General features: G+C 72.0%; 19 protein-coding genes. 8 read left to right on the top strand and 11 right to left on the bottom strand.

Annotated elements, in window-relative coordinates:
- Positions 1 to 6: 6 nt before the first annotated feature.
- From ACZ7HT_RS15990 to ACZ7HT_RS15980, 3 genes are all read right to left on the bottom strand, one after another.
- Positions 7 to 1,815 (bottom strand): outer membrane protein assembly factor BamB family protein, encoded by a 1,809-nt coding sequence (locus ACZ7HT_RS15990; protein WP_471165429.1) that lies wholly within the window; start codon positions 1,813 to 1,815, stop codon positions 7 to 9.
- 13 nt (positions 1,816 to 1,828) lie between these two features.
- Complete coding sequence (locus ACZ7HT_RS15985; protein ID WP_471165426.1) at positions 1,829 to 3,664, bottom strand: outer membrane protein assembly factor BamB family protein; 1,836 nt, start codon at positions 3,662 to 3,664, stop codon at positions 1,829 to 1,831.
- Between the two features lie 139 nt (positions 3,665 to 3,803).
- The gene (locus ACZ7HT_RS15980) at positions 3,804 to 5,609 is read right to left on the bottom strand and encodes an ABC-F family ATP-binding cassette domain-containing protein (RefSeq protein ID WP_471165424.1); all 1,806 of its coding nucleotides are present in this window, start codon (positions 5,607 to 5,609) and stop codon (positions 3,804 to 3,806) included.
- Between the two features lie 236 nt (positions 5,610 to 5,845).
- Here ACZ7HT_RS15980 and ACZ7HT_RS15975 point away from each other — a divergent pair, with 236 nt between their 5' ends.
- The 3 genes from ACZ7HT_RS15975 to ACZ7HT_RS15965 all read left to right on the top strand — a co-directional run bounded on the left by ACZ7HT_RS15975 (position 5,846) and on the right by ACZ7HT_RS15965 (position 8,894).
- Positions 5,846 to 7,063: an RNA-guided endonuclease InsQ/TnpB family protein gene (locus tag ACZ7HT_RS15975; RefSeq protein ID WP_471165421.1), complete on the top strand. Its 1,218-nt coding sequence runs from the start codon at positions 5,846 to 5,848 to the stop codon at positions 7,061 to 7,063.
- 96 nt (positions 7,064 to 7,159) lie between these two features.
- Positions 7,160 to 7,750, top strand: coding sequence for a Uma2 family endonuclease (locus tag ACZ7HT_RS15970; protein WP_471165726.1), 591 nt, complete (start codon positions 7,160 to 7,162; stop codon positions 7,748 to 7,750).
- 169 nt (positions 7,751 to 7,919) lie between these two features.
- On the top strand, positions 7,920 to 8,894 hold the full coding sequence (locus ACZ7HT_RS15965; protein WP_471165418.1) for an NHL repeat-containing protein: 975 nt from the start codon (positions 7,920 to 7,922) through the stop codon (positions 8,892 to 8,894).
- Here ACZ7HT_RS15965 and ACZ7HT_RS15960 read toward each other — a convergent pair.
- The 6 genes from ACZ7HT_RS15960 to rsmI all read right to left on the bottom strand — a co-directional run bounded on the left by ACZ7HT_RS15960 (position 8,891) and on the right by rsmI (position 14,589).
- Positions 8,891 to 9,817, bottom strand: coding sequence for a 4-(cytidine 5'-diphospho)-2-C-methyl-D-erythritol kinase (locus ACZ7HT_RS15960; RefSeq protein ID WP_471165416.1), 927 nt, complete (start codon positions 9,815 to 9,817; stop codon positions 8,891 to 8,893). The genes ACZ7HT_RS15965 and ACZ7HT_RS15960 overlap by 4 nt on opposite strands.
- On the bottom strand, positions 9,814 to 10,698 hold the full coding sequence (gene rsmA / locus ACZ7HT_RS15955; protein WP_471165413.1) for a 16S rRNA (adenine(1518)-N(6)/adenine(1519)-N(6))-dimethyltransferase RsmA: 885 nt from the start codon (positions 10,696 to 10,698) through the stop codon (positions 9,814 to 9,816). Before rsmA ends, ACZ7HT_RS15960 begins: the two co-directional genes overlap by 4 nt.
- A gap of 139 nt (positions 10,699 to 10,837) precedes the next feature.
- Positions 10,838 to 12,142, bottom strand: a complete 1,305-nt coding sequence (locus ACZ7HT_RS15950; protein WP_471165410.1) for a ubiquitin-like domain-containing protein — start codon at positions 12,140 to 12,142, stop codon at positions 10,838 to 10,840.
- 73 nt (positions 12,143 to 12,215) lie between these two features.
- A complete protein-coding gene (locus tag ACZ7HT_RS15945; protein WP_471165407.1) occupies positions 12,216 to 13,085 on the bottom strand; it encodes a TatD family hydrolase in 870 nt (289 codons plus the stop codon).
- A 40-nt stretch (positions 13,086 to 13,125) separates the two neighbouring features.
- Complete coding sequence (locus tag ACZ7HT_RS15940; RefSeq protein WP_471165404.1) at positions 13,126 to 13,563, bottom strand: hypothetical protein; 438 nt, start codon at positions 13,561 to 13,563, stop codon at positions 13,126 to 13,128.
- Positions 13,564 to 13,701: 138 nt separating this feature from the next.
- On the bottom strand, positions 13,702 to 14,589 hold the full coding sequence (gene rsmI / locus ACZ7HT_RS15935) for a 16S rRNA (cytidine(1402)-2'-O)-methyltransferase (RefSeq protein ID WP_471165401.1): 888 nt from the start codon (positions 14,587 to 14,589) through the stop codon (positions 13,702 to 13,704).
- A gap of 52 nt (positions 14,590 to 14,641) precedes the next feature.
- Here rsmI and ACZ7HT_RS15930 point away from each other — a divergent pair, with 52 nt between their 5' ends.
- The 5 genes from ACZ7HT_RS15930 (at position 14,642) to ACZ7HT_RS15910 (ending at position 20,992) form a co-directional block, all read left to right on the top strand.
- Positions 14,642 to 16,390, top strand: coding sequence for a dolichyl-phosphate-mannose--protein mannosyltransferase (locus tag ACZ7HT_RS15930; RefSeq protein ID WP_471165398.1), 1,749 nt, complete (start codon positions 14,642 to 14,644; stop codon positions 16,388 to 16,390).
- Positions 16,391 to 16,454: 64 nt separating this feature from the next.
- The gene (locus ACZ7HT_RS15925) at positions 16,455 to 17,804 is read left to right on the top strand and encodes a hypothetical protein (protein ID WP_471165395.1); all 1,350 of its coding nucleotides are present in this window, start codon (positions 16,455 to 16,457) and stop codon (positions 17,802 to 17,804) included.
- A 97-nt stretch (positions 17,805 to 17,901) separates the two neighbouring features.
- On the top strand, positions 17,902 to 19,539 hold the full coding sequence (locus ACZ7HT_RS15920; protein WP_471165392.1) for a penicillin-binding transpeptidase domain-containing protein: 1,638 nt from the start codon (positions 17,902 to 17,904) through the stop codon (positions 19,537 to 19,539).
- A gap of 116 nt (positions 19,540 to 19,655) precedes the next feature.
- Positions 19,656 to 20,144, top strand: coding sequence for a YbaK/EbsC family protein (locus ACZ7HT_RS15915; RefSeq protein ID WP_471165389.1), 489 nt, complete (start codon positions 19,656 to 19,658; stop codon positions 20,142 to 20,144).
- Entirely contained in the window at positions 20,141 to 20,992 is an 852-nt protein-coding gene (locus ACZ7HT_RS15910) for an EamA family transporter (protein ID WP_471165386.1), read from the top strand. The genes ACZ7HT_RS15915 and ACZ7HT_RS15910 overlap by 4 nt, the downstream gene beginning before the upstream one ends.
- A gap of 49 nt (positions 20,993 to 21,041) precedes the next feature.
- Here the strand turns inward: ACZ7HT_RS15910 and ACZ7HT_RS15905 are convergent, their stop codons facing one another.
- Together ACZ7HT_RS15905 and ACZ7HT_RS15900 are read right to left on the bottom strand one after the other, a co-directional pair.
- Positions 21,042 to 21,284, bottom strand: coding sequence for a DUF7848 domain-containing protein (locus ACZ7HT_RS15905; protein WP_471165383.1), 243 nt, complete (start codon positions 21,282 to 21,284; stop codon positions 21,042 to 21,044).
- Positions 21,281 to 21,688: an ATP-binding protein gene (locus ACZ7HT_RS15900; protein WP_471165381.1), complete on the bottom strand. Its 408-nt coding sequence runs from the start codon at positions 21,686 to 21,688 to the stop codon at positions 21,281 to 21,283. Before ACZ7HT_RS15900 ends, ACZ7HT_RS15905 begins: the two co-directional genes overlap by 4 nt.
- Between the last annotated feature and the right edge of the window lie 50 nt (positions 21,689 to 21,738).

Here is a 21,738-nt window from a genome sequence, read left to right as displayed (position 1 = left end):
GCGTCGTCAGTGCCCGACGGACCAGGCGGCGATCAGGTACTCCTTGATGTCGTTGGGCCCCGGGTTCTCCCGCGGCTTGCTGACCATGTTCTCCGAGATGAAGAACCGGCCGTCCTGGTAGAGGAGTTCGGCGCCGTTCAGGCTGAAGCTCGACTCGGGGTTGTTCAGCGACTTGTTCGCCGGGTTCTCCAGGAGGAGCGTCTCCTTCATCGTGCCGCCGTCGACCGAGACGATCCGGCCGCCCTGGTTGTACGGGGGCTCCTTGTAGGCGATGAGGTTGCCGCCGTCCATCCGCAGCGGGACGAAGGTGTACTTGTCGCCGGCGTCGGCCTTCTCCGGCACCGTGCGCCCGGTGACCAGGTCGAAGCCGATGATCTCGTTCGTCTCGTCGCCGTACTCGCCGGTGCTGCCCTCGTGCTCCTCGGTCGGCAGGTACAGCCGGCCGTTGCCGACGAGCGCCTGCTGGCAGGACTCGACCTCGGTCGGGCGGCAGCGGGCCGCGTACTGCTCCGGGTCCGCCGTGATCTTCGCCTTCAGCTTCCCGGTCTTCTCGTCGATCGAGAAGAAGTCCGTGATGCCGCTGCCGTCGCCGGAGCTGTCGCCGATGTCGGTCGCGACGACCAGCGGCTTCGTGGAGACGACCGAGGCGTACTTCACGCCGGGCGGCATCTTGAACTGCGAGAGCGGGGCGCCCGTCATCGGGTTGAGGTTCTGGATCAGCACGTTCGGGTTGTCGTACTGACCGCACTTGCGGACCGCGACGAGGCCCTCGCCGCCGCCGTACCCCATGTCGTAGCAGTTCTGGTCGTTGGCCTGCGGCTTCCAGCGCGGGTTGCCGTTGGCGAGGTCGAACGCGGCGCCGCCGTCGGTGCCGCCGGCCGCGACGGTCGTCCCGCTGAGCGTGACCTCGCCGAACCGGGCCTTCGCGTCACCCGCGGAACCGCCGGTGACCGAGGTCGACCACAGCAGCTTGCCGGTGTTCAGGTCGACGAGGCCGACCTCGGTGCACGGCTGGTAGTAGCGCGGCGCGACCCGCTTGGCGGCCTCGAAGAGGATCGGGGCCTTGTTGTCCGCGGTGACGTGCCGCGAGGTGCCGCAGACCTGACCGGTCAGCGGCAGCGTCCACTGGACGGTGCCCTTGTCCGGGTCGTAGGCGACGAGCGAGTTCACGCCCGGCTTCACGAACGACTTGTCGGTGAGGAAGGAACCGGAGACGTCCGTGACGTCCGAGACCTTCGGCTCCCCGACCAGGAAGGCCACCTTCGCCTTGGTGTCGGCCGGCGGCTTCTCCTTCCCACCGCCGCCCAGGCCCTTGCCGCCGGTGTCGCCACCGCCGGTGGTGCCCTGCGAGGTGCCGCCCGAGCCCTTGGCCTCGTTGCCGCCGTCACCGGAGTTGGCGTACCAGATGCCGACGCCGACGATCAGGACGACGGCGACGACCGCCGCGATGACGATCTGCATCTGCGCCGACAGCTTCTTGCCGCCGGACACGGCCGGAGCCGCGACGGTCTGCTGCGGGTAGCCGTAGGGCTGCTGCGGCTGGGCCGGGTAGCCGTACGGGGGCTGGCCCGGCTGCTGCGGATAGCCGTACTGCTGGGGCTGCTGCGGCTGCTGGGGCGCAGCCGGGTAGCCGTACGGCTGCTGCGGCGCCTGCGGGTAGCCGTAACCCGGCTCGGGCTGGGGGGCGGTCGGCGGCTGCTGCGGGTAGCCGTAGCCCGGCTCCGGCTGCTGCTGCGGCGTCGGGGGCGTCGGGCCGCCGAAGCCGCCCCTCGGGTCAGGGGGCTGGTTCGGCGGGGGCGGGGGTGGCTGCGTCATCGGTCCGCGTACCTCACTTGCTGAAGGCCATCATCGTCTTGACCTGCATCTCTTCCTTGTCGTTGGACGCGGACACACGCCCGGCCGCCACCACGAAGGTGCCGCTGCCGTAGGCGTAACCCGGGCTGTAGAAGCTCGACTCGATCTCGGACGTCGAGGCCGGGTGCTGGAGCAGGATCTTCGGCGCGCCACCGGTCGGGGCGAGGGTCGCGACGGCACCGCCCTTGTCGTACGTGGTCGCCATGTACAGCAGGACGTCGGAGCCCTCCATGCCCAGCGGGGTCACCTTCCGCCCCTCGGGCGCCTTGGCACGCCACTTGGCCTTGCCGGTCTTCAGGTCGTAGGCGATGACCTCGTTCGTCTTGCCGTAGTCGGTCTCGGTGGACATGTAGAAGGTGTTCGCGTCGGCCGCGACACCCGTGCAGCCCTGGAGGTTCTTGCCGAAGATGACGAAGCTGCCGCCGCACGAGGGCGCGAACTTGTCGTTGCCGCCCTGGATCGTCGAGCGCAGCTTGCCGTTGGCGTCGAGCGAGAAGATGGTCCACTTCTTCTGCTCGCGCTGGGTGGCCGAGACGACCAGCGGGTCGACCGAGTAGACCTTGTCGACCTCCCAGTTCGCCTCCAGCTGGAAGGTGAACTTCGGCTTGCCCGTGCCGGGGTCGACCTGGCCGATCGCCTGGATCTTCTTGGTCGTGCTGCCCGACGGGCAGTTCATGGCGGCGATCAGCTTGCTGCCGCCCGCGTACGCGAAGGGCTTGCAGCCGGTGTCGGCGCCCTTGAAGAGCTGGTGGCCGTCGGCGAGCGAGAAGCCGTACGCGCTGCTGGAACCGGCGGCGGTGACCGTGTTGCCGCTGATGGCCAGGGTGTTGTCGTCGAAGGCGAAGAGGCCCGTGGCCTTCGGGACGGCCCTCTTCCAGCCGGCCTGGCCGGTCTTGAGGTCGATCTTCTGCAGGTTGGTGCACTTGGCGCCGTCCTTGGCGCTCTCGGCGTAGCCGAAGACCATGGTGCCGTCGGCGGCGGGCTCCGGCGGGACGGCGCACAGCTCGAACGGCACGTCGACGTGCCACTTGGGCTTGCCGTCGCTCAGGCCGTAGCCGTCGACGCCCTTGTACATCGCCTTGACGACGGTGTCGCCGACGATCCACGGGCCGAAGACGTCGGAGCCGTTGCGCGGCAGGTCGACGTCGTTCTTCAGCAGCCAGTTGACCTTCGCCTCGCCGGCCTGGCGGCCCGCGTTGAGGTCCTCGTCGCCGTCCTTGCCGCCGTCGCCGGAGCCGTCGCCCTGGTCCACCGAGCCGGTGGGCTTGGGCGCGCCGGTGGCGGTCGCGGTGGAGGTGGGCTTCGCGACCGGGTCGTTGTCGTCGTCCCCGCCGACGACGGCCCAGGTCGTGACGGCGGCGACCAGGACGGCCGCGGCGGCGATGCCCGCGACGAGACCGGTCCTGCCCTTGAACGGACCGCCGCCACCGGGGGCCGGCGGCGGGGTCGGGGCGGGGTAGCCGCCGTAGGGGCCCGGCTGCTGGCCGTACGGGCCGGGCTGGGCCTGCTGCGGGTAGCCGTAGGGCTGCTGCTGGCCGTACGGGCCGGGCTGACCCGGCTGGCCGTAGGGGCCGGGCTGACCGTACGGACCCGGCTGCTGCCCCGGCTGCTGCGGGTATCCGTAACCGGGCTGCGGCGCCTGCCCGTACGGGCCCGGCGCGGCCGCCGGCAGGGTCTGCGGCGAAGGCGGCGTCTGCGGAGCCTGCGGCGGGACCGGCGGCACGGGCGGCATGCCCTGGCCGGCGGCCTGGTTCGGGTCCTGGGGGGCTCCGAAGCCCCCCGGCGGCTGGTTGCTGGGCGGCTGGGTCATCTGCGGTTTCCCCCTTGGCGTGAACGGGTTTTCTTTCTACCACTCACGCACTGACGCAAAAGCGACCGGTCCGCCCCTTGTACCCAAGGGAGGACCGGCCTGTGATGCCCTCGTTATGCGTCGCGGACGCGAAGGACGCCTACGCGTCCTCGGCCAGCTCCAGCCAGCGCATCTCCAATTCCTCGCGCTCCCCCGCGAGTTCCCGGAGCTCCGCGTCGAGCTTGGCCACCTTCTCGAAATCGGTGGCGTTGTCCGCGATCTGGGTGTGCAGCTTCGACTCCTTGTCGGAGAGCTTGTCGAGCTGCCGCTCGACCTTCTGCAGCTCCTTCTTGGCGGCGCGGGCGTCGGCGGCGGAGACACCGGGCTTGGCCTGCGCGGGCGCGGCGGCGGGCGCCGGGACCGACGCCTCGATCATCACCCGGCGGCGCTCCAGGTACTCGTCGATGCCGCGCGGCAGCATCCGCAGGGTCTTGTCGCCGAGCAGCGCGAACGTCCGGTCGGTGGTGCGCTCGATGAAGAACCGGTCGTGGGAGATGACCACCATGGAGCCCGGCCAGCCGTCGAGGAGGTCCTCCAGCTGCGTCAGGGTCTCGATGTCGAGGTCGTTGGTGGGCTCGTCGAGGAAGAGGACGTTCGGCTCGTCCATCAGCAGGCGGAGCAGCTGGAGGCGGCGGCGCTCACCACCGGACAGGTCACCGACGGGAGTCCACTGCTTCTCCTTGGAGAAGCCGAACTGCTCGCAGAGCTGGCCGGCCGTCATCTCGCGGCCCTTGCCGAGGTCGACGCGGTCGCGGATCTGCTGCACGGCCTCCAGGACGCGGAGCGTGGCGGGGAGTTCGGTGACGTCCTGCGAGAGGTAGGCGAGGCGGACGGTCTTGCCGACGGCGATCCGGCCGGCGGCGGGCTGCTTCTCGCCCTGGCTGACGGCCGCCTCGGCGAGCGCGCGCAGGAGTGAGGTCTTGCCCGCGCCGTTGACGCCGACGAGGCCGATGCGGTCGCCGGGGCCGAGCTGCCAGGTGAGGTGCTTGAGCAGCTCCTTCGGGCCGGCGGTGATGCTCACGTCCTCCAGGTCGAAGACGGTCTTGCCGAGGCGGGCGTTGGCGAACTTCATCAGCTCGCTGGTGTCGCGCGGCGGCGGCACGTCGGCGATCAGCTCGTTGGCGGCCTCGATGCGGTAGCGCGGCTTGGAGGTACGGGCGGGGGCGCCGCGCCGCAGCCAGGCCAGCTCCTTGCGCATCAGGTTCTGCCGCTTGGTCTCCTCCGTGGCCGCGATCCGCTCGCGCTCGGCGCGGGCGAAGACGTAGTCGGAGTAGCCGCCCTCGTACTCGTGCACGTCACCGCGCTGCACGTCCCACATGCGGGTGCAGACCTGGTCGAGGAACCAGCGGTCGTGGGTGACGCAGACGAGCGCGGAGCGGCGCTCCTGGAGGTGCTTGGCGAGCCAGGCGATGCCCTCGACGTCGAGGTGGTTGGTGGGCTCGTCGAGGACGATCAGGTCCTGGTCGTCGATGAGGAGCTTGGCGAGCGCGATGCGGCGCCGCTCGCCACCGGATAGCGGGCCGATGATCGTGTCGAGCCCGTTCTCGAAGCCGGGCAGGTCGAGCCCGCCGAAGAGGCCGGTGAGCACGTCGCGGATCTTGGCGCTGCCCGCCCACTCGTGGTCGGCCATGACGCCGATGACCTCGTGCCGGATGGTGGCCTTCGGGTCGAGGGAGTCGTGCTGGGTGAGCACCCCGAGGCGCAGCCCGCCGCTGTGGGTGACGCGGCCGGTGTCGGCCTCCTCCAGCTTGGCGAGCATCCGGATCAGGGTGGTCTTGCCGTCGCCGTTGCGTCCGACGACGCCGATCCGGTCCCCTTCGGAGACGCCGAGCGAGACACCGTCGAGCAGGGCACGGGTGCCGTACACCTTGCTGACGTTCTCGACATTGACCAGGTTGACGGCCACGTTGACTCCTGTACGGGGTGATCGATCGACGTCCAGGGTACGTGGGCCGGTGCCGTGGCCGGGGCGCCAGGACGCAGGACCAGGTCGTCAGCGGTGCAGCAACGCGCCACCCCTGCTTCGAACACATACTCCCCCGATCGCTCATTCAGGCGATACAGGAATGAAACGGGTACGAGCATGCGATGGTCGCATATACGGTTCACAAAGTCGGGGCGGGGCTCATTGGGGGAGGGGACATGACACAGGCCGTGAGGGCGGATACCGGACACGCCCGGTACACATTCCGACTGCGCGTGTCATCCACCGCACTGGCCGCACTACTGGCGGAGTGGGACCGCTGCCGCTGGGTCTGGAACGAGTGCGTGGCCAAGTCCAAGCGTGTCCACGAACTCAACACGGCCACCGGCACGAAGGTGACCTGCGGGCCAGCACAGCTCGACAGGATGCTGACCGAGGCCCGCGCCCGTACCCCGTGGTTGCGTGAGGGTTCATCGGTTCCTCAGCAGCAGATCGTCCGGGACTTCGGTAAGTCCCGGACCAAGGCACAGAAGGACATCCGCGCGCAGGTTCCGGTGCGCCGGAGGGCGGGGATGCCGAGGTGGAAGAGGAAGCGGGGAAGCGATCCCACGCTGAACTACACGCGACGCGGCTTCCGACTCAAGGACGGCCGCCTTAACCTGGCCGGCGGGGTCGTCCTGACGGTGGTCTGGTCGCGGACCCTTCCGGCTGCCCCGTCGAGCGTGCGCGTGTTCCGCGACAGCATCGGGCACTGGTACGCATCGTTCGTCGTTCCCGTCCGAGCTGAACCATTGCCCGCGACCGGGCGGGTGATCGGCATCGACTGGGGTGTGAAGGAGACCGCGACCACCACCTCCGACGCATACGACCTGCCCCATGCTCAGCACGGCAGGAAGGCGGCCGCGAAGCTGAGCCGGTACGACCGGATGATGTCCCGCCGCCGACCGGCCAGAGGCAGAGCTGCCTCCAAGGGCTACCGCCATGCGAAGCGCCTGCGGGCCGGATTGTGCAAGAAGATCACACGACAGCGCGAGGACACGGCGCGCAAGTGGGCCAAGCGTGTGGTCCGTGACCATGACGCCATCGCCGTGGAGGACTTCCGGCCGAAGTTCCTGGCCAAGACCACCATGGCCAGGAAGGCCGCCGACGCCGCCATCGGCGCCACCAAGCAGACCTTGATCGAGATGGGCCGCAAGCACGGTCGTACCGTGCACCTGGTCCACCCCGCGCACACCACGATGGACTGCGCGCAGTGCGGAGCGAGAGCCAAGCACGCCCTGCCGCTGGGAATGCGCACCTACACCTGCACCGCATGCGGAGCCTCGTCCCCCAGGGACAAGAACTCCGCACGCGTCATGCTCATCCGGGCTGGTCTGAACCCGGGCGGTGCCGAGGGCGTAAGACCTGACGATCCGCAGGATCGCCGGGCAGCCTGAGCCGAGAGTCCCCCGATTTCAGGACGGGGAGCAGTCAATCTTTGTGATGACGTGGACGAATCGGAGCCCCGGGGAGAAATCACGGACACCGAGGCGATGCCCCCGCCGACCGTCGCGGCGCGCAACCGGCCAGTCCCCACCGGCAGGGGCTGGACGGTAGACGATCCGGAGACCCTGCCCGACCTCCCGCCGCATACGGAGTTGGTCGATGGAAGCCTGGTCTTCCGGAATCCGCAGAATCTCTTCCACAGCACGATGATCGTGCTGCTCCAGAGCGGGCTCCTGGCAAGCGTGCCGTCGGAGTTCAGAGTCGCGAGCCGTATGACCGTGGTCATCGACCGCAGCAACGCCCCCGAGCCGGATGTCGTGGTCGTGCGCGAGGCGGCCGTCGGAGGGCTCACACAGACCTCGTTCCCGGTCACCGACGTCCTGCTCGCCGTCGAGGTCGTCTCGCCGGACTCCGAGGCCCGGGACCCTGACACCAAGCCGCACAAGTACGCGGCGGCCGGGATCGAGCACTTCTGGCTCGTGGAGATGGAGGGCGAGGACGCCCACCCGGTCATACGCGTCTACAAGCGCGACCCGGTCACCAAGGCATACGCCTGCACCGGCATCCACCGGGACCGGCTGGAGCTCGCCGTGCCCTTCCCCATCGACATCGACCTCACCGAGTTCGACGAGCTGTAGCCCCGCCGAAGCCGCCACGCAAGGGCTGGCCCGGGCTCCGTGCAGTGCCAACCGGCCCCAAGCCCTCGGCCACGCGGGCGACCTCCCGGCCACGGCTGCCGTGCTCCCCGTGCGGCCACCCGAGAGCCTCTCCTCAGGTCTCTGCACCCCCCCCCACGAGGAGAAGCCCATGTCGTCGAGACACCCGCGCCTGGCCGCCGTCGCCCTGGCCACCGCCGCCCTCACCCTGCTCGCCGGAGGCCCCGCGTCGGCCGCCGACCCGACCGTGTCCGATCCCCGCATCGTCGCCCACTTCAGCTTCGAAGACGGGCAGACCCCGGAGAACATCGCCCTCGAACCCGACGGCTCCGCGGACATCGCCTTCGCCTTCGCCCACCAGGTCGCCCGCGTCAACAAGCAGGGCCACTGGAAGGTCATCGCCACGCTTCCCGACGTCGCGAACCCGCAGACCCCGAACCTCGGCGCCGCAATCGCCCTCGGCATCGCCCGCACCCACGACGGCACCCTCTACGTCGCCTACGCCACCGGCACCGCCGAGACCGGCATCTGGCGGATCGCCCCCGGCGGCGGCACACCCGAGCAGATCGCCCAGCTGCCGGCCGACGCCTTCCCCAACGGCATCGCCCTCGACGAGCACTGCGACACGATCTACGCCGCCGACTCGAACCGGGGCGAGGTGTGGAGCATTCCGCTGACCGGCGGAACGCCCACGGTCTGGGCCTCGGGAGCGGCCCTCGCGCCCACCCCGCAGCTCCCCTTCGGCGCCAACGGCCTCAAGCTCCACGACGACGCCGTCTGGGTGTCCAACACGGCCCAGGGCACCCTGCTCCGCATCCCGTTCGGCCCGGACCGGACCGCCGGCCCGATCGAGACGAGGGCCATCGGACTCACCGGCATCGACGACTTCACCTTCACGGGCCACGGCGACACGGTCCTCGCCGCGCTGAACACGGTGAACGAACTGGAACTCGTCCGCGCCGACGGCACCCACAAGACCGTCCTCACGGCGGCGGACGGCCTCGACAACCCGACCTCGGTGGCGGTCCGCGCCAAGACGGTCTACGTGAACAGCGCGGCCTTCTTCGACACCACGGACCCGGACCCGAACCTGCTGCTCGCCCGTATCTCCAGGAACAAGCTCTAGAGGACGACCGCGCCCGGGGCCGGGGACGTCGCCACGCGGGCCGTGCGGCAGGTGCCCGAGGCGGTGAGGGCGGCGGCGACCGCGGCCGCCGTCTCCGCGTCCTTCACCAGGAACGCCGTCGTCGGGCCCGAGCCGGAGACCAGGGCCGCGAGGGCGCCCGCCTCCGTGCCCGCCGTCAGGGTCGCGGCGAGCGAGGGGCGCAGGGAGAGCGCCGGGGCCTGGAGGTCGTTGGCGAGGGTCGCGGCGAGGGCGGTGGTGTCGCCGGTCGCCAGGGCCTCCAGGAGGGCCGGGGACGCGGCCGGCTCCGGGACGTCCACGCCTTCGGCGAGGCGGTCGAACTCGCCGTACACCGCCGGGGTCGACAGACCGCCGTCGGCGACGGCGAACACCCAGTGGAAGGTGCCGCCGACCGGCAGCTCCGTCAGCTTCTCGCCGCGCCCGGTGCCGAGCGCCGCCCCGCCGACGAGGCTGAACGGCACGTCGGAGCCGAGTTCCGCGCAGATCTCCAGGAGCAGCTCGCGCGGGGAGTCAAGGCCCCAGAGCGCGTCGCAGGCGAGCAGCGCGCCCGCGCCGTCCGCGCTGCCGCCGGCCATGCCGCCGGCGACCGGGATGTCCTTCGTGATGTGCAGGTGCACGTCGGGCGAGATGCCGTGCCGCGCGGCGAGCAGCTCGGCGGCGCGGGCGGCCAGGTTGGTGCGGTCCAGCGGCACCTTGTCGGCGTCCGGGCCCTCGCAGGTGATCGTGAGCTCGGCGGCGGGGGTGGCGGTCACCTCGTCGTGGAGGGAGACGGCGAGGAAGACGTTCGCCAGGTCGTGGAAGCCGTCGGGGCGGGCGGCGCCGACCGCGAGCTGCACGTTGACCTTGGCGGGGACGCGTACGGTGACGGCCTGCGGGGCGCCCTGGGACTCCGTATCGCCGCTCATGCCTGCGCCTCCGGCTTGTTCTCCGCGATCCGTGCGAACTCCTCCACCGTCAGCGACTCGCCCCGCGCCTGCGGCGAGATCCCGGCCTTCACCAGGGCCTCCTCGGCCGCCGCGGGCGAGCCCGCCCAGCCGGCGAGGGCCGCGCGCAGCGTCTTGCGGCGCTGGGCGAAGGCCGCGTCGACGACCGCGAAGACCTCCTGCCGGCTCGCGCTGGTGGCGACCGGCTCGGTGCGGCGGACGAGGGAGACGAGGCCGGAGTCGACGTTCGGCGCGGGCCAGAAGACGTTGCGGCCGATGGCCCCGGCGCGCTTGACCTCCGCGTACCAGTTGGCCTTGACGGAGGGGACCCCGTACACCTTGTTCCCCGGCTTCGCGGCGAGCCGGTCGGCGACCTCGGACTGGACCATGACGAGGGTCCGCTCGATGGTCGGGAACCGCTCCAGCATGTGCAGCAGGACGGGCACGGCCACGTTGTACGGCAGGTTCGCGACGAGCGCGGTCGGCGCCGGGCCGGGCAGCTCCTCGACGTGCATCGCGTCGGAGTGGACGAGCGCGAAGCGGTCCTTCTTCTGCGGCATGCGGGCGGCGATGGTGGCCGGGAGGGCGGCGGCGAGGATGTCGTCGATCTCGACGGCCGTCACGCGGTCGGCGGCCTCCAGGAGGGCCAGGGTGAGGGAGCCGAGTCCGGGACCCACCTCCACGACGACGTCCTCGGGCCGGACCTCGGCCGTGCGGACGATCCGCCGGACGGTGTTGGCGTCGATGACGAAGTTCTGGCCCTTCTGCTTCGTGGGGCGCACGCCGAGGGCGGCGGCCAGCTCACGGATGTCGGCGGGGCCGAGGAGGGCGTCGGGGCTTTCGGGGCCGGTGGTGGTGCTCACCGGTACAGCGTACGGGGCGCCGGTGGGGCCGACCTACGGCTCACCGGCCCACGGCGCACCCGACCCCCACGGCTCACCGGCCCACGGCGCACCCGACCCCCACGGCTCACCGGTACGGGCGGGCGTCTCCCCCGCCCCGCTACCCGTGCGTGAGCCGGCGCCCGCAGTGGGGCCACGGGCTCGCGCCCCGCTGCACGTACAGCTTCTTCGCGCGGAAGGTCTGCTCGGCGGCGGGCGCGTTCTGGGCGGTGCCGCTGCCGCCGAGGGCGTGCCAGGTGCCGGGGTCGAACTGGTAGAGCCCGCCGTACGTCCCCGAGGGGTCGACCGCGTTCGGGCGGCCGCCGGACTCGCAGGCGGCGAGCGCGCCCCAGTCGAGGCCGTCGGCGCCGCCGACGGAGGCGGGCAGCGGCCGGGTGCCGATGCGCACCTTGCGGCTGACGGGTTCGCGGACGATCTCCTCGCCGGTCCTGCGGGGCCGCTGGCTGACGCCGTTGACCGTGCGCAGGCTGTACGTGACGCGGCGGACGCCCGGGACGCCCTGCCGTTCGACGACCTCGGTGCCGGCGAAGAGCGCGGGGTCGCGGACCTGCTCGACGGCGTACGGGACGGACTCCTCCCGCACCTGCCGGGAGCCGGTGATCCGCAGGACGTTCACGGTCTGGCCGTCGCGGGGGAAGGAGCCGGCCGGGACGGAGGTGGTGTCCTGCCCGGAGAGCGTGATCCCGGCCTCGGCGAGGGCCTCGCGGACGGTGGCGGCGTTCGTGCGGACGGTCCGCTCGCGTCCGTCGGCGAGGAAGGTGACGGCCCGCTCGGTGCGGACGTCGAGCGAGAGGCCCTGGCGGGAGATCGCGGCGCCGCGGGAGGCCGACAGGTAGGCGCCCTCCGCGCGGACCCCGAGCTGGCGCAGGGCGCCCTCGACGGTCTCGGCGGTGGTCCAGATCTGGTGGCGCTGCCCGTCGACGGTGAGGGAGACCGGCCGCCCGTACCGGACGACGATCTCGTCGCCGCTGGCGAGGGCCTCGGTGGGGCCGGGGGCGACGATGTCGTGCTCGCCGACGGCGACGCCCTCGTCGGCGAGGAGCTCGCGCACGTCGTCGGCGAAGGTGTGGAGGGTGCGCGGGACACCGTCGACGGTGAGCTCGACGGCCTTGTCGTCGGCGACGAAGGCGCTGGTGCCGCCGGCCAGGAAGGCGACGACGAGGGCTTGCGGGACGAGCTTGCGGAGCCCTTCGGCGGCGGCCCCGGGGCCGGTGGAGGCCTTGCGGCGGCGGGCGGCGCGGCGGTCCCCGGCCCGGGAGCCCTGGCCGGGCACGGTGCCGGGGACGGTGCCGGGCACGGCAGGCGTCGGCGCGAGGGGCGCCGCCATCGTCGGCTGCTCGTGCAGGGGCAGGGTCGCGCCCGCTGCCCGCCGTCCGGCTCGGTGACTGCCCTGGGAAGTGCTCACGAGGCCGGGACCCTAAGCCCCGGCCCCGGTCACGCAGCCGATCGACCCGACTACATGACGTAACCGTTATGGATCAGTAATCGAAGGCGCGGGCCGTGTTCACGGCGATCGCCCCGGCCAGCTCGTTCTCCCCGATGCCCCGGACCTCCGCCATGGCCCGGACGGTGACCGGGATCAGGTACGGGGCGTTCGGGCGGCCCCGGAAGGGCGCGGGGGTGAGGAACGGGGCATCGGTCTCGACGAGGACGAGCTCAAGGGGGGCGATCACGAGGGCGTCCCGCAGCGGCTGGGCGTTCTTGAAGGTGACGTTGCCGGCGAAGGACATGTAGTAGCCCTTGGCGGCGCAGATCTCGGCCATGGCGGCGTCGCCGGAGTAGCAGTGGAAGACGGTCCGCTCGGGGGCGCCCTCCTCGTCGAGGACGCGCAGCACGTCGGCGTGGGCCTCGCGGTCGTGGATGACGAGGGCCTTGCCGTGGCGCTTGGCGATCTCGATGTGGGCGCGGAAGGAACGCTCCTGCGCGGCGATGCCCTCCGGGCCCGTACGGAAGAAGTCGAGGCCGGTCTCGCCGACGCCGCGGACGTGCGGCAGGGCGGCGAGCCGGTCGATCTCGTTCAGGGCGTCGTCGAGGGCGGAGTCGCCACCGCCCTGGCGGGCGCCCTGCCGGGACCAGCCGTCGGGGTCACCGAGGACGATCCGCGGAGCCTCGTTGGGATGCAGCGCCACGGCGGCGTGCACGTTCTCGTGGGCGGCGGCCGTCTCGGCGGCCCACTGCGAGCCCTTCACGTCGCAGCCGACCTGGACGACCGTGGTCACGCCGACGGCGGCGGCCTTGACGAGGGCCTCCTCGACGGTCCCGGACTGCAGGTCCATGTGGGTGTGCGAGTCCGCGACCTCCACGAGGAGGGGTTCGGGCAGCGGCGGCGGGGCGTCCTTGGCACTCATGGCCCCGATCGTACGAGGACCATGAGTGCCGGCGCGTGGACTACTGGTGACGCCGGAACGGGTGCAGGAGGTCCGACAGGCGCCAGTGGTGCGGCACGGGCGGCTCAGACGGCACCGGCGGCTCCTCGGGAACGTCCTCGGTCAGCTCCTGACCGATGGGCCCCGTCGTGGAGATCGGCCTCGTCGCCCGCGCCCCCCGATGGTGCCCCTCGGTCACGGCGATCATGTCGACCACCGACGATATCTGCCCCGCGCGCATGATCCGGACGACGTGCCCGCCGCAGTTCATGCAGGTGGGGCTGGACAGCGGGGACGGAACCCGCTCTCCCCCGGCCTTGTAGACGACGTATTCCTGGCCGGCGGCGTCGACGTGGTGCTCGATGTCGTACGCCTGCTCCCAGCCGTATCCACAGCGCATGCAGGCGAAGGCGTACGCCTCATGGGCGACGGATATGCCGGTGCCGGTGATCTCGCTCATGCCAGCTCCTCTCCACTGATCAGTGGACGCCTTTTCGGGCCGGAGCGCATCAGCGGGGGACGAACCATGGAAGGCTCTTTGGCGTTCCCTTGCCAAGCGCCCTGGGAACAGTCCCGGCGCCGGGTTCGGCTTTGCCTTTCAGATTAGTCCTTTACCGTTTCCGGGGCCCGACGCGTCCGCATTCTTTGCCGCGACCACCGCATCGAACACCTCCCGCTTGGGAAGACCCGCCTCCGCCGCGACGGCGGCGATCGCCTCCTTGCGGCGCTCGCCCGCCTCCTCGCGCACCCGCACCCTGCGCACCAGCTCCTCCGCGTCGAGCTCGGCGGGGCCGGTCTCCGGGGCGCCCTCGACGACGACGGTGATCTCGCCCCGTACGCCCTCGGCGGCCCAGGCGGCGAGCTCGGCCAGCGGGCCGCGCTTGACCTCCTCGTACGTCTTGGTCAGCTCGCGGCAGACGGCGGCCCGGCGCTCGCCGCCGAAGACCTCGGCCATCGCGGCGAGGGTGTCGTCGAGCCGGTGCGGGGCCTCGAAGTAGACGAGGGTCCTGCGCTCGTCCGCGACCTCGCGCAGACGGCCGAGGCGATCGCCGGCCTTCCTCGGCAGGAAGCCCTCGAAGCAGAAGCGGTCCACGGGGAGACCGGAGAGGGCGAGCGCGGTGAGCACGGCGGACGGGCCGGGGACGGCCGTCACCTTGATGTCCTGCTCGACGGCGGCGGCGACGAGCCGGTAGCCGGGGTCCGACACGGACGGCATGCCCGCGTCGGTCACCAGGAGCACCCGGGCGCCGCCGACCAGCGCCTCGACGAGTTCGGGCGTACGGGCGGACTCGTTGCCCTCGAAGTAGGAGACGACCCGGCCCGTGGTGTGGATGCCGAGCGCCCGGGTGAGGCCGCGCAGCCTCCGGGTGTCCTCGGCGGCCACGATGTCCGCGCTCTCCAGTTCGGTGGCGAGCCGGGGCGGCGCGTCCGCGATGTCACCGATGGGGGTCCCTGCGAGTACCAGCGTTCCTGTCACACGAGACATCCTCCCAGCCCGGACAGGCGACGCGCACAGGCGCAGTCCCTACGATGGCGCGGTGACCAGTACCGCACCCGAGGCCCTGGAGGGCCAGCACCCCGTGGCGGCGCCCGTGGCAGAGTCCTCTTCCTGGCAGCTCAGGCTGCGGCGCTTCGGCTACACGCCGCCCGCCGGAGACCAGATCGGGCTGCGGGAGCGGCTCGTGCCCCCGTACACCCGGCCCTCCGCGCGGACGTGGTCGCTCCTCTGCATCGGGCCGGGACCCGCCGAGCGGCTGTCGCGGCTCCTCGCCTGGGGCGGTCCGCTCCTGGTCACGGCGGTCGCGGGCGTGCTGCGGTTCTGGAACCTGGGCAAGCCGCACGCGGTGATATTCGACGAGACGTACTACGCCAAGGACGCCTGGGCCCTGATCAACCAGGGGTACGAGGGGGCCTGGCCGAAGGACATCGACAAGACGATCCTCACCGACCCCGGGTCGGTCCTGATCCCGACCGACCCGGGCTATGTCGTCCACCCGCCGATGGGCAAATGGGTGATCGGCGTCGGCGAGAAGCTCTTCGGCTTCGAGCCCTTCGGCTGGCGCTTCATGGTCGCGCTGCTCGGCACGCTGTCGGTGCTGATGCTGTGCCGCATCGGCCGCCGCCTGTTCCGCTCTACGTTCCTGGGCTGTCTGGCGGGCCTGCTCCTGGCCGTCGACGGACTCCACTTCGTGATGAGCCGCACCGCGCTGCTCGACCAGGTGCTGATGTTCTTCGTGGTCGCCGCCTTCGGCTGCCTCCTCCTCGACCGGGACCGGACGCGGGCACGCCTCGCGGCCGCCCTCCCCGAGGACGAGGAGGGGGTCCTGCGCCCCGACGCGGACATCGCGGAGACCCTGCGCCTGGGCTGGCGGCCGTGGCGGATCGCGGCCGGCGTGTCCCTGGGCCTGGCGGCGGCGACCAAGTGGAACGGCCTGTACGTGATGGTCGCCTTCGGTCTCCTCACCGTCCTGTGGGACGTCGGCGCCCGCCGCACGGCCGGCGCCGTCCACCCGTACCTCTCGGTGATCAAGAAGGACCTGGTCCCGGCGTTCGTGTCGGTGGTGCCGGTGGCGATCGCGACGTACCTGGCGACCTGGACGGGCTGGCTGGCCTCCGACAAGGGCTACTTCCGGCACTGGGCGGAGGAACACGACAAGGCCGTCGGCGGCGGCACCTGGGGCTGGCTCCCCGACTGGCTGCGCAGCCTCTGGCACTACGAGTCCGAGGTGTACACCTTCCACGTCGGCCTGACCTCGCCGCACACCTACCAGTCGAACCCCTGGTCCTGGATCGTCCTCGGCCGCCCCGTCTCGTACTTCTACGAGTCCCCCGCCCCCGGCACCAACGGCTGCCCGGCCACCGCGACCGAGAAGTGCGCCCAGGAGGTCCTGGCCCTCGGCACCCCGCTCCTGTGGTGGGCCGCCTGCTTCGCGATCCTGTACGTCCTGTGGCGCTGGGCCTTCCGCCGCGACTGGCGGGCGGGCGCGATCGCCTGCGGCATCGCGGCCGGCTGGCTCCCCTGGTTCCTTTACCAGGAACGCACCATCTTCCTTTTCTACGCGGTCGTCTTCGTGCCTTTCCTGTGCCTGGCGGTGGCCATGATGCTGGGCGCGCTCATCGGCCCCCGCGGTTCATCGGAAAGGCGCCGGACATTCGGCGCGGTGGCGGCGGGATGTCTCGTCCTGCTCATCGTCTGGAATTTCATCTACTTCTGGCCCCTGTACACCGGGACTCCCATTCCGATGGACCAGTGGCGGAACCGGATGTGGCTCGACACCTGGGTCTAGTACAACCCTTCACGGCGTCAGCGAGTCGAACGGGTGAACAGCATCCGAGGACTTGGAGGACTCCGTGGCACGAGTGCGCACGGCCGTGGTCGCGGCGGCGTTGGTCGCCGCCCTGGCGCCGGTGACGTTCGGGGGAGCGGCGGCCTTCGCCGCGCCCGCGACGGCGGCGGTCGCCGGGACGGCCGCCGAGATCGGGACGGTCGTCCAGGAGGGCGGCCGGCTGACCGTCACGGCGGGCGAGGAAGGGGCGGTGACGCTGCGGTTCACGGCGTCGCTGCCGACGGGCGTGCGGGGGCCGGTGACCGCGGTCCTGCGCCTGCCCGACGTGCTGGTCGCGAGTGCGGGCAGCTCGCCGGTGAGCGAGAACGTGATCCGTTCCACCTGCTCGGTCAACGGCGTGGCGTACGGGGCGTGTCTGTGGGACATGCCCTATGTGCGCGCCGGCGAGGAGAAGCCTCCGCCGTCCCTCGCCCTTCCGACCGTGACGGCCGCGCGCACCCTCGCCTACGCCGTCACCATGGACGCGGACCGGACCGCGTTGGTCCTGGGCCGTCCGGACGCCCGCGTCGAACTGAAGGACAGCACGGGCGCGGTGGTGGCCGAGGGGACGGTCGGCCTCGACTTCGTCCCCGGGACGCCCCCTCCGAGCCAGCGCGGTGCGCTGCACGCCCGGGACAAGTACGGCGTGCTGTGGCGGTACGAGGGCACGGGCGACGTCACCCGGCCGTTCGCCGCGCGCAAGCGCGTCGGCGGCGGCTGGAACGCCTACACCGCCGTCACCCCGCTGAGGAGCCCCACGGCGGCGGGACGCGGCGACCTGGTGGCCCGCGACAAGGCGGGTGTCCTCTGGTACTACGAGGAGACGGGCAACCCCGCAGCCCCGTTCGCACCGCGCGAGCGGGTCGGCGGCGGCTGGAACGCCTACACCGCCATCGTCGGCGACGGCGAAGGCGGTCTGGTCGCCCGGGACAGGGACGGCGTGCTGTGGGTCTACGAGCGGAACTACTACGGCTACTACGGCGACAGCTGGCCGTTCGCGCCGCGCAAGCGCGTCGGCGGCGGCTGGAACACGTACGACGCCCTCACCAAGTCGGGCGGGTACGACGGGATTCTGAGCCGGGACAAGGAGGGCGTGCTGTGGAAGTACGAACGCCAGGGCTGCGCCCCCTGTGCGCCCTTCGAGCCGAGGCTGCGCGTGGGTGGCGGCTGGAACGTCTACACCGCCTTCGCCGGTGTGGCGGAACTCGGACGTGACGAGAATCCCGACCTGGTCGCCCGCGACGCCTCTGGCAGGCTCTGGCTCTACCAGGGCGTGCGCCTGCTCAAGCCCGGGGAGTACTGGGGCACCGCGGTTCCCGGCCCCACCCGCAGCCTCGTCGGCGGCGGCTGGAACGTCTACGACCTGATGTTCTGAGCGGCTCCGCGTCTGACAGATGTGCCGGAAGTGCCTCGACACGCCTCCCGGGACACTGATTCACTCGTGGGTCCACCTGGGGAGGGGAGGCGCAGTCATGCGCAGTGGGGCGAAGGTCGCGATCGTCGGGGGCGTGTTCGTCGTCGTGGCGAGCGGCGTCGGGTACGGGGGATACAACCTCTGGACCGGGATCACGGGCGGCGAGACCTCCGTGGGGGTCAACGCCGGTGACGCACCGAAGACGGGGCCCGTCACCCCCGACGAGGTCACGGCCACCGCGAAGGACTTCCTGGCGGCCTGGGCGGCCGGGGAGTCGGACAAGGCGGCCCAGCTGACGAACAACCCGGTCACGGCGGGCCCCGCGGTCGCCGGCTACCGGGCGGGCGGGGGCGTCTCGAAGGCGGTCATCACGCCGGGGACGCCGGTGGGGGCGAGGGTGCCGTTCACGGTACAGGCGACGATCTCGTACAAGGGTGTGTCGAAGGACTGGTCGTACGTCTCCGAACTGACCGTGGTGCGGGGGCAGTCCACCGGCCGGCCGCTCGTGAAGTGGCAGTCGACCGTGCTCCACCCGAAGCTCACCCCGCGCGGAACGCTGCGGACGGGCGAGGCGAAGACCCCCGCCATCAAGGCCGTCGACCACAAGGGGGTCGAGCTGACGGCGGAGAAGTACCCCTCGCTGGGGCCGGTCCTGACCGAACTGCGCAGGCGGTACGGGTCGAAGGCAGGCGGCACCGCCGGGGTCGAGACCTGGATCGACTCGGGCAGCGAGGGCGTCGCCGACACCCCCCTCCTCGTCCTGTCGAAGGGCAAGCCGGGCACCCTGGAGACCACCATCGACGCGGACGTCCAGGCGGCGGCCGAGAAGGCCGTCAAGGACTTCGCCTCGGCGTCGGTGGCCGCGATCGAGCCGTCGACGGGGGCGATACGGGCGGTCGCCAACAATCCCGTCAAGGAGTTCAACACCGCGCTCTTGGGGGCGCAGGCGCCCGGCTCGACGATGAAGATCGTCACGGCGACGATGATGATGCAGCACGGTCTGGCGACGCCGGACAGCCGGGTCGAGTGTCCGTCCAGCGTGACGTGGATGGGTGTTCCGTTCCACAACCTGAAGAACTTCTCCATCGCGAACGGAACCCTCACCGAGGCCTTCAGTCGTTCCTGCAACACCGCCTTCATCAAGGCCGTCAAGCCCCTCGACGAGAAGAACGTCGCGGACACCGCCCTCGGCACGACCGCCCGCGACTCCTTCGGCATCGGCCAGGTGTGGAACGTCGGCGTCGGCGCCGCGGACGGCTCCGTGCCCGAGTCCTCCGGGGCCGAGACGCCCGCCTCGTACATCGGCCAGGGCAAGATCACGATGAGCGCCCTGAACGTCGCCTCGCTCTCCGCGACCGCGAAGAACGGCGGCTTCCTCCAGCCGTACCTGGTGGCGCGGGAGCTCGACGGCCGTACGTTCGCCACCGCCGACCGCCTCCCCTCCGAGATCGCCACCGGCCTGCGCCGGATGATGTACGAGGCGGCGACGAACGGCACCGCCGCGGAGGCGATGGCCGGGGTCTCCTCCCCGAAGGGCGCGAAGACGGGCTCGGCCGAGCTCGACGGCCAGTCCGCCTCCAACAGCTGGTTCACCGGCTACTCCGGCGACCTGGCGGCCGCGGCGGTCGTCCAGGCGGGCGGGCACGGCGGCGACGCGGCGGGCCCGGTGGTGGCGCAGGTGCTCAAGGCGGGGTGAGGGCGGGGCCCGGGCGCGGGGTGACGGCGGCGGCCGGGCGCGGGGCGGCCCGGGCCCGGCGGCCCTCCCCGTAACGGGGTCGCCTGCCCCCTACACGTACCGCTAGCGTGCGGGCCATGACGACCTCACACGCCGATGCCCACCCCCAGTTCGCCGCCGCCCTCCAGGAGTTGGGGCTCGACGTCGAGATCCGGCGCTTCCCGGACGAGACGCGGACCGCCCGGCAGGCCGCCGAGGCCATCGGCTGCGCGGTCGGCGAGATCGTGAAGTCGCTGATCTTCGCGGCCGACGGGGTGCCGGTGCTCGTCCTGATGGACGGCGCGTCGCGGGTGGACGTCGAGCGGGTACGGCAGGAGCTGGGCGCGGAGAAGGTGACCCGGGCGGACGCGAAGGTGGTCCGGGAGACGACGGGGTACGCGATCGGGGGCGTCCCGCCGTTCGGGCACCGGACGAGGACGCGGGTCCTCGCCGACCGGGGGATCCTCGACCACGCGGTGGTGTGGGCGGCGGCGGGCACTCCGCACACGGTCTTCGCGATGGACCCGAAGACGCTGGTTACGCAGGCCGGCGGCGCGCTGGTGGACGTCCGCGAGCCCTCGGCGTGACGCCGCTCGTCACGCTCGCGGTCCTCGTCGCGGCGGTCACGCACGCCGGCTGGAACGCGATGGCGAAGAGCATCAAGGACCAGTTGCTGTCCTTCACCCTGATCGCCGGGGGCGGGGCGCTGATCGGCGCGGTCGTGGCCTGCTTCGCACCGCTGCCGGCGGCGGGGGCGTGGCCGTACCTGATCGCCTCGGCGGTCCTCCACGTCGCCTACTACGTCCTGCTGATGCGCTCGTTCACGCTCGGCGACTTCGGCCAGATGTATCCGATCGCGCGGGGTACGGCCCCGCTGGTCGTGACCGTCCTCGCGGCGGTGTTCGTCCACGAGCTGCCGGACGGCTGGCAGTTGCTGGGGGTGGGGGTGGCCTGCGCGGGCCTGACGGGCCTCGCGCTATGGGGCATCCGGGGCGGCGGGAGCCGCCCGGACTGGCCGGCGCTGCTCGCGGCGGGCGCGACGGGTCTGTCGATCGCCCTGTACACGGTCGTCGACGGCGTCGGCGTCCGCGCCTCGGGCACGCCGCTGGGCTACATCGGGTGGCTGATGGTCCTGGAGGGCCTGGCGATCCCGGCGTACGCCCTGTGGACGCGGCGCGCGGCCCTGCTCCCCCAGCTCCGCCCGTACGCGGCCCGCGGCCTTCTCGGCGCGGCCCTCTCGGTCGCGGCGTACGCCCTGGTCCTGTGGGCCCAGACGAAGGCCCCGCTGGCCCCGATCGCGGCGCTGCGCGAGTCCTCGATCATCGTGGGCGCGGCCATCGGCGCGGTCTTCTTCAAGGAACGCTTCGGCGCGCCGAGGGTCGCGGCGGCGGGCCTGATGGTGGTGGGGATCGGGCTGATGCTGCACGCGGGGTGAGCGCGCGGGAAGGGCGCCGACGGTATCGGCCGCCGACGCCCGGTATCGGCTAAGGACCGTCGCACGAGGCCCGGAAGAAGTCCGTACGGATGCGGCGGAAGCCGGTGTGACCCGTGGCCTGGACGTGGGCCAGGCACCAGACGGCCGGATCCCGGCCGCCGTCCGCCGCGCCGGAGCCCTCCAGGCAGGTGGTGCACTCGGCCTCGGTGACGGTCCCGCTCCCGGACCGGTCCTCGCGGAGAGCCCAGAGCCGGGGCCGCTGTACGGGCCGGCCGCCATACGTCCCCGTCACCACGGCCCACCGTCCACGGCCAGCTCCGCCCACACGAGCTTCCCGGGGCCGCACCGGTCGCCGACGCCCCACTTCGCGGCGAGGGTGTCGACGAGGGGAAGCCCCCAGCCGCCGTCCGCCCCGTCGTCGGGCAAGGCCATCAACGGCCGCCCCTCGGAGGCGTCATGCACTTCGATACGGAGCACACTGCCCGGCACCCGCGCGAAACGGGTCTCGATCTCCCGGCCGGGCACGTGCGCGTGACGCACGGCGTTGGTGAGCAGCTCGGAGAGAACGAGCGAGGCGGCGTCCTCGACGGCGCCCCACTCCCACCGCTCCAACGCGCGGCGCAGCTCGCGACGGGCGAGCGGCACGCTCTTCGTGGCCTGCCCCCAGCGGAGTACGACCGTGTCTGTGGACTCCATCAGGCCGCCACCTCCACGCCGTGGATCCGACGCGGTCCGACGTCGACCCC

The organism is Streptomyces sp. NPDC037410, assembly GCF_055602235.1.
This window is presented reverse-complemented; position numbering and strand designations above follow the sequence as displayed.

Excerpts from the sequence above, each read along its gene's own strand:
- ACZ7HT_RS15990 (WP_471165429.1), bottom strand. The coding sequence starts at position 1,815 with ATGACGCAGCCACCCCCGCCCCCGCCGAACCAGCCCCCTGACCCGAGG.
- ACZ7HT_RS15985 (WP_471165426.1), bottom strand. The coding sequence starts at position 3,664 with ATGACCCAGCCGCCCAGCAACCAGCCGCCGGGGGGCTTCGGAGCCCCC.
- ACZ7HT_RS15975 (WP_471165421.1), top strand. The coding sequence starts at position 5,846 with ATGACACAGGCCGTGAGGGCGGATACCGGACACGCCCGGTACACATTC.
- ACZ7HT_RS15970 (WP_471165726.1), top strand. The coding sequence starts at position 7,160 with ATGCCCCCGCCGACCGTCGCGGCGCGCAACCGGCCAGTCCCCACCGGC.
- ACZ7HT_RS15965 (WP_471165418.1), top strand. The coding sequence starts at position 7,920 with ATGTCGTCGAGACACCCGCGCCTGGCCGCCGTCGCCCTGGCCACCGCC.
- ACZ7HT_RS15960 (WP_471165416.1), bottom strand. The coding sequence starts at position 9,817 with ATGAGCGGCGATACGGAGTCCCAGGGCGCCCCGCAGGCCGTCACCGTA.
- ACZ7HT_RS15945 (WP_471165407.1), bottom strand. The coding sequence starts at position 13,085 with ATGAGTGCCAAGGACGCCCCGCCGCCGCTGCCCGAACCCCTCCTCGTG.
- ACZ7HT_RS15940 (WP_471165404.1), bottom strand. The coding sequence starts at position 13,563 with ATGAGCGAGATCACCGGCACCGGCATATCCGTCGCCCATGAGGCGTAC.
- rsmI (WP_471165401.1), bottom strand. The coding sequence starts at position 14,589 with ATGTCTCGTGTGACAGGAACGCTGGTACTCGCAGGGACCCCCATCGGT.
- ACZ7HT_RS15920 (WP_471165392.1), top strand. The coding sequence starts at position 17,902 with ATGCGCAGTGGGGCGAAGGTCGCGATCGTCGGGGGCGTGTTCGTCGTC.
- ACZ7HT_RS15915 (WP_471165389.1), top strand. The coding sequence starts at position 19,656 with ATGACGACCTCACACGCCGATGCCCACCCCCAGTTCGCCGCCGCCCTC.
- ACZ7HT_RS15900 (WP_471165381.1), bottom strand. The coding sequence starts at position 21,688 with ATGGAGTCCACAGACACGGTCGTACTCCGCTGGGGGCAGGCCACGAAG.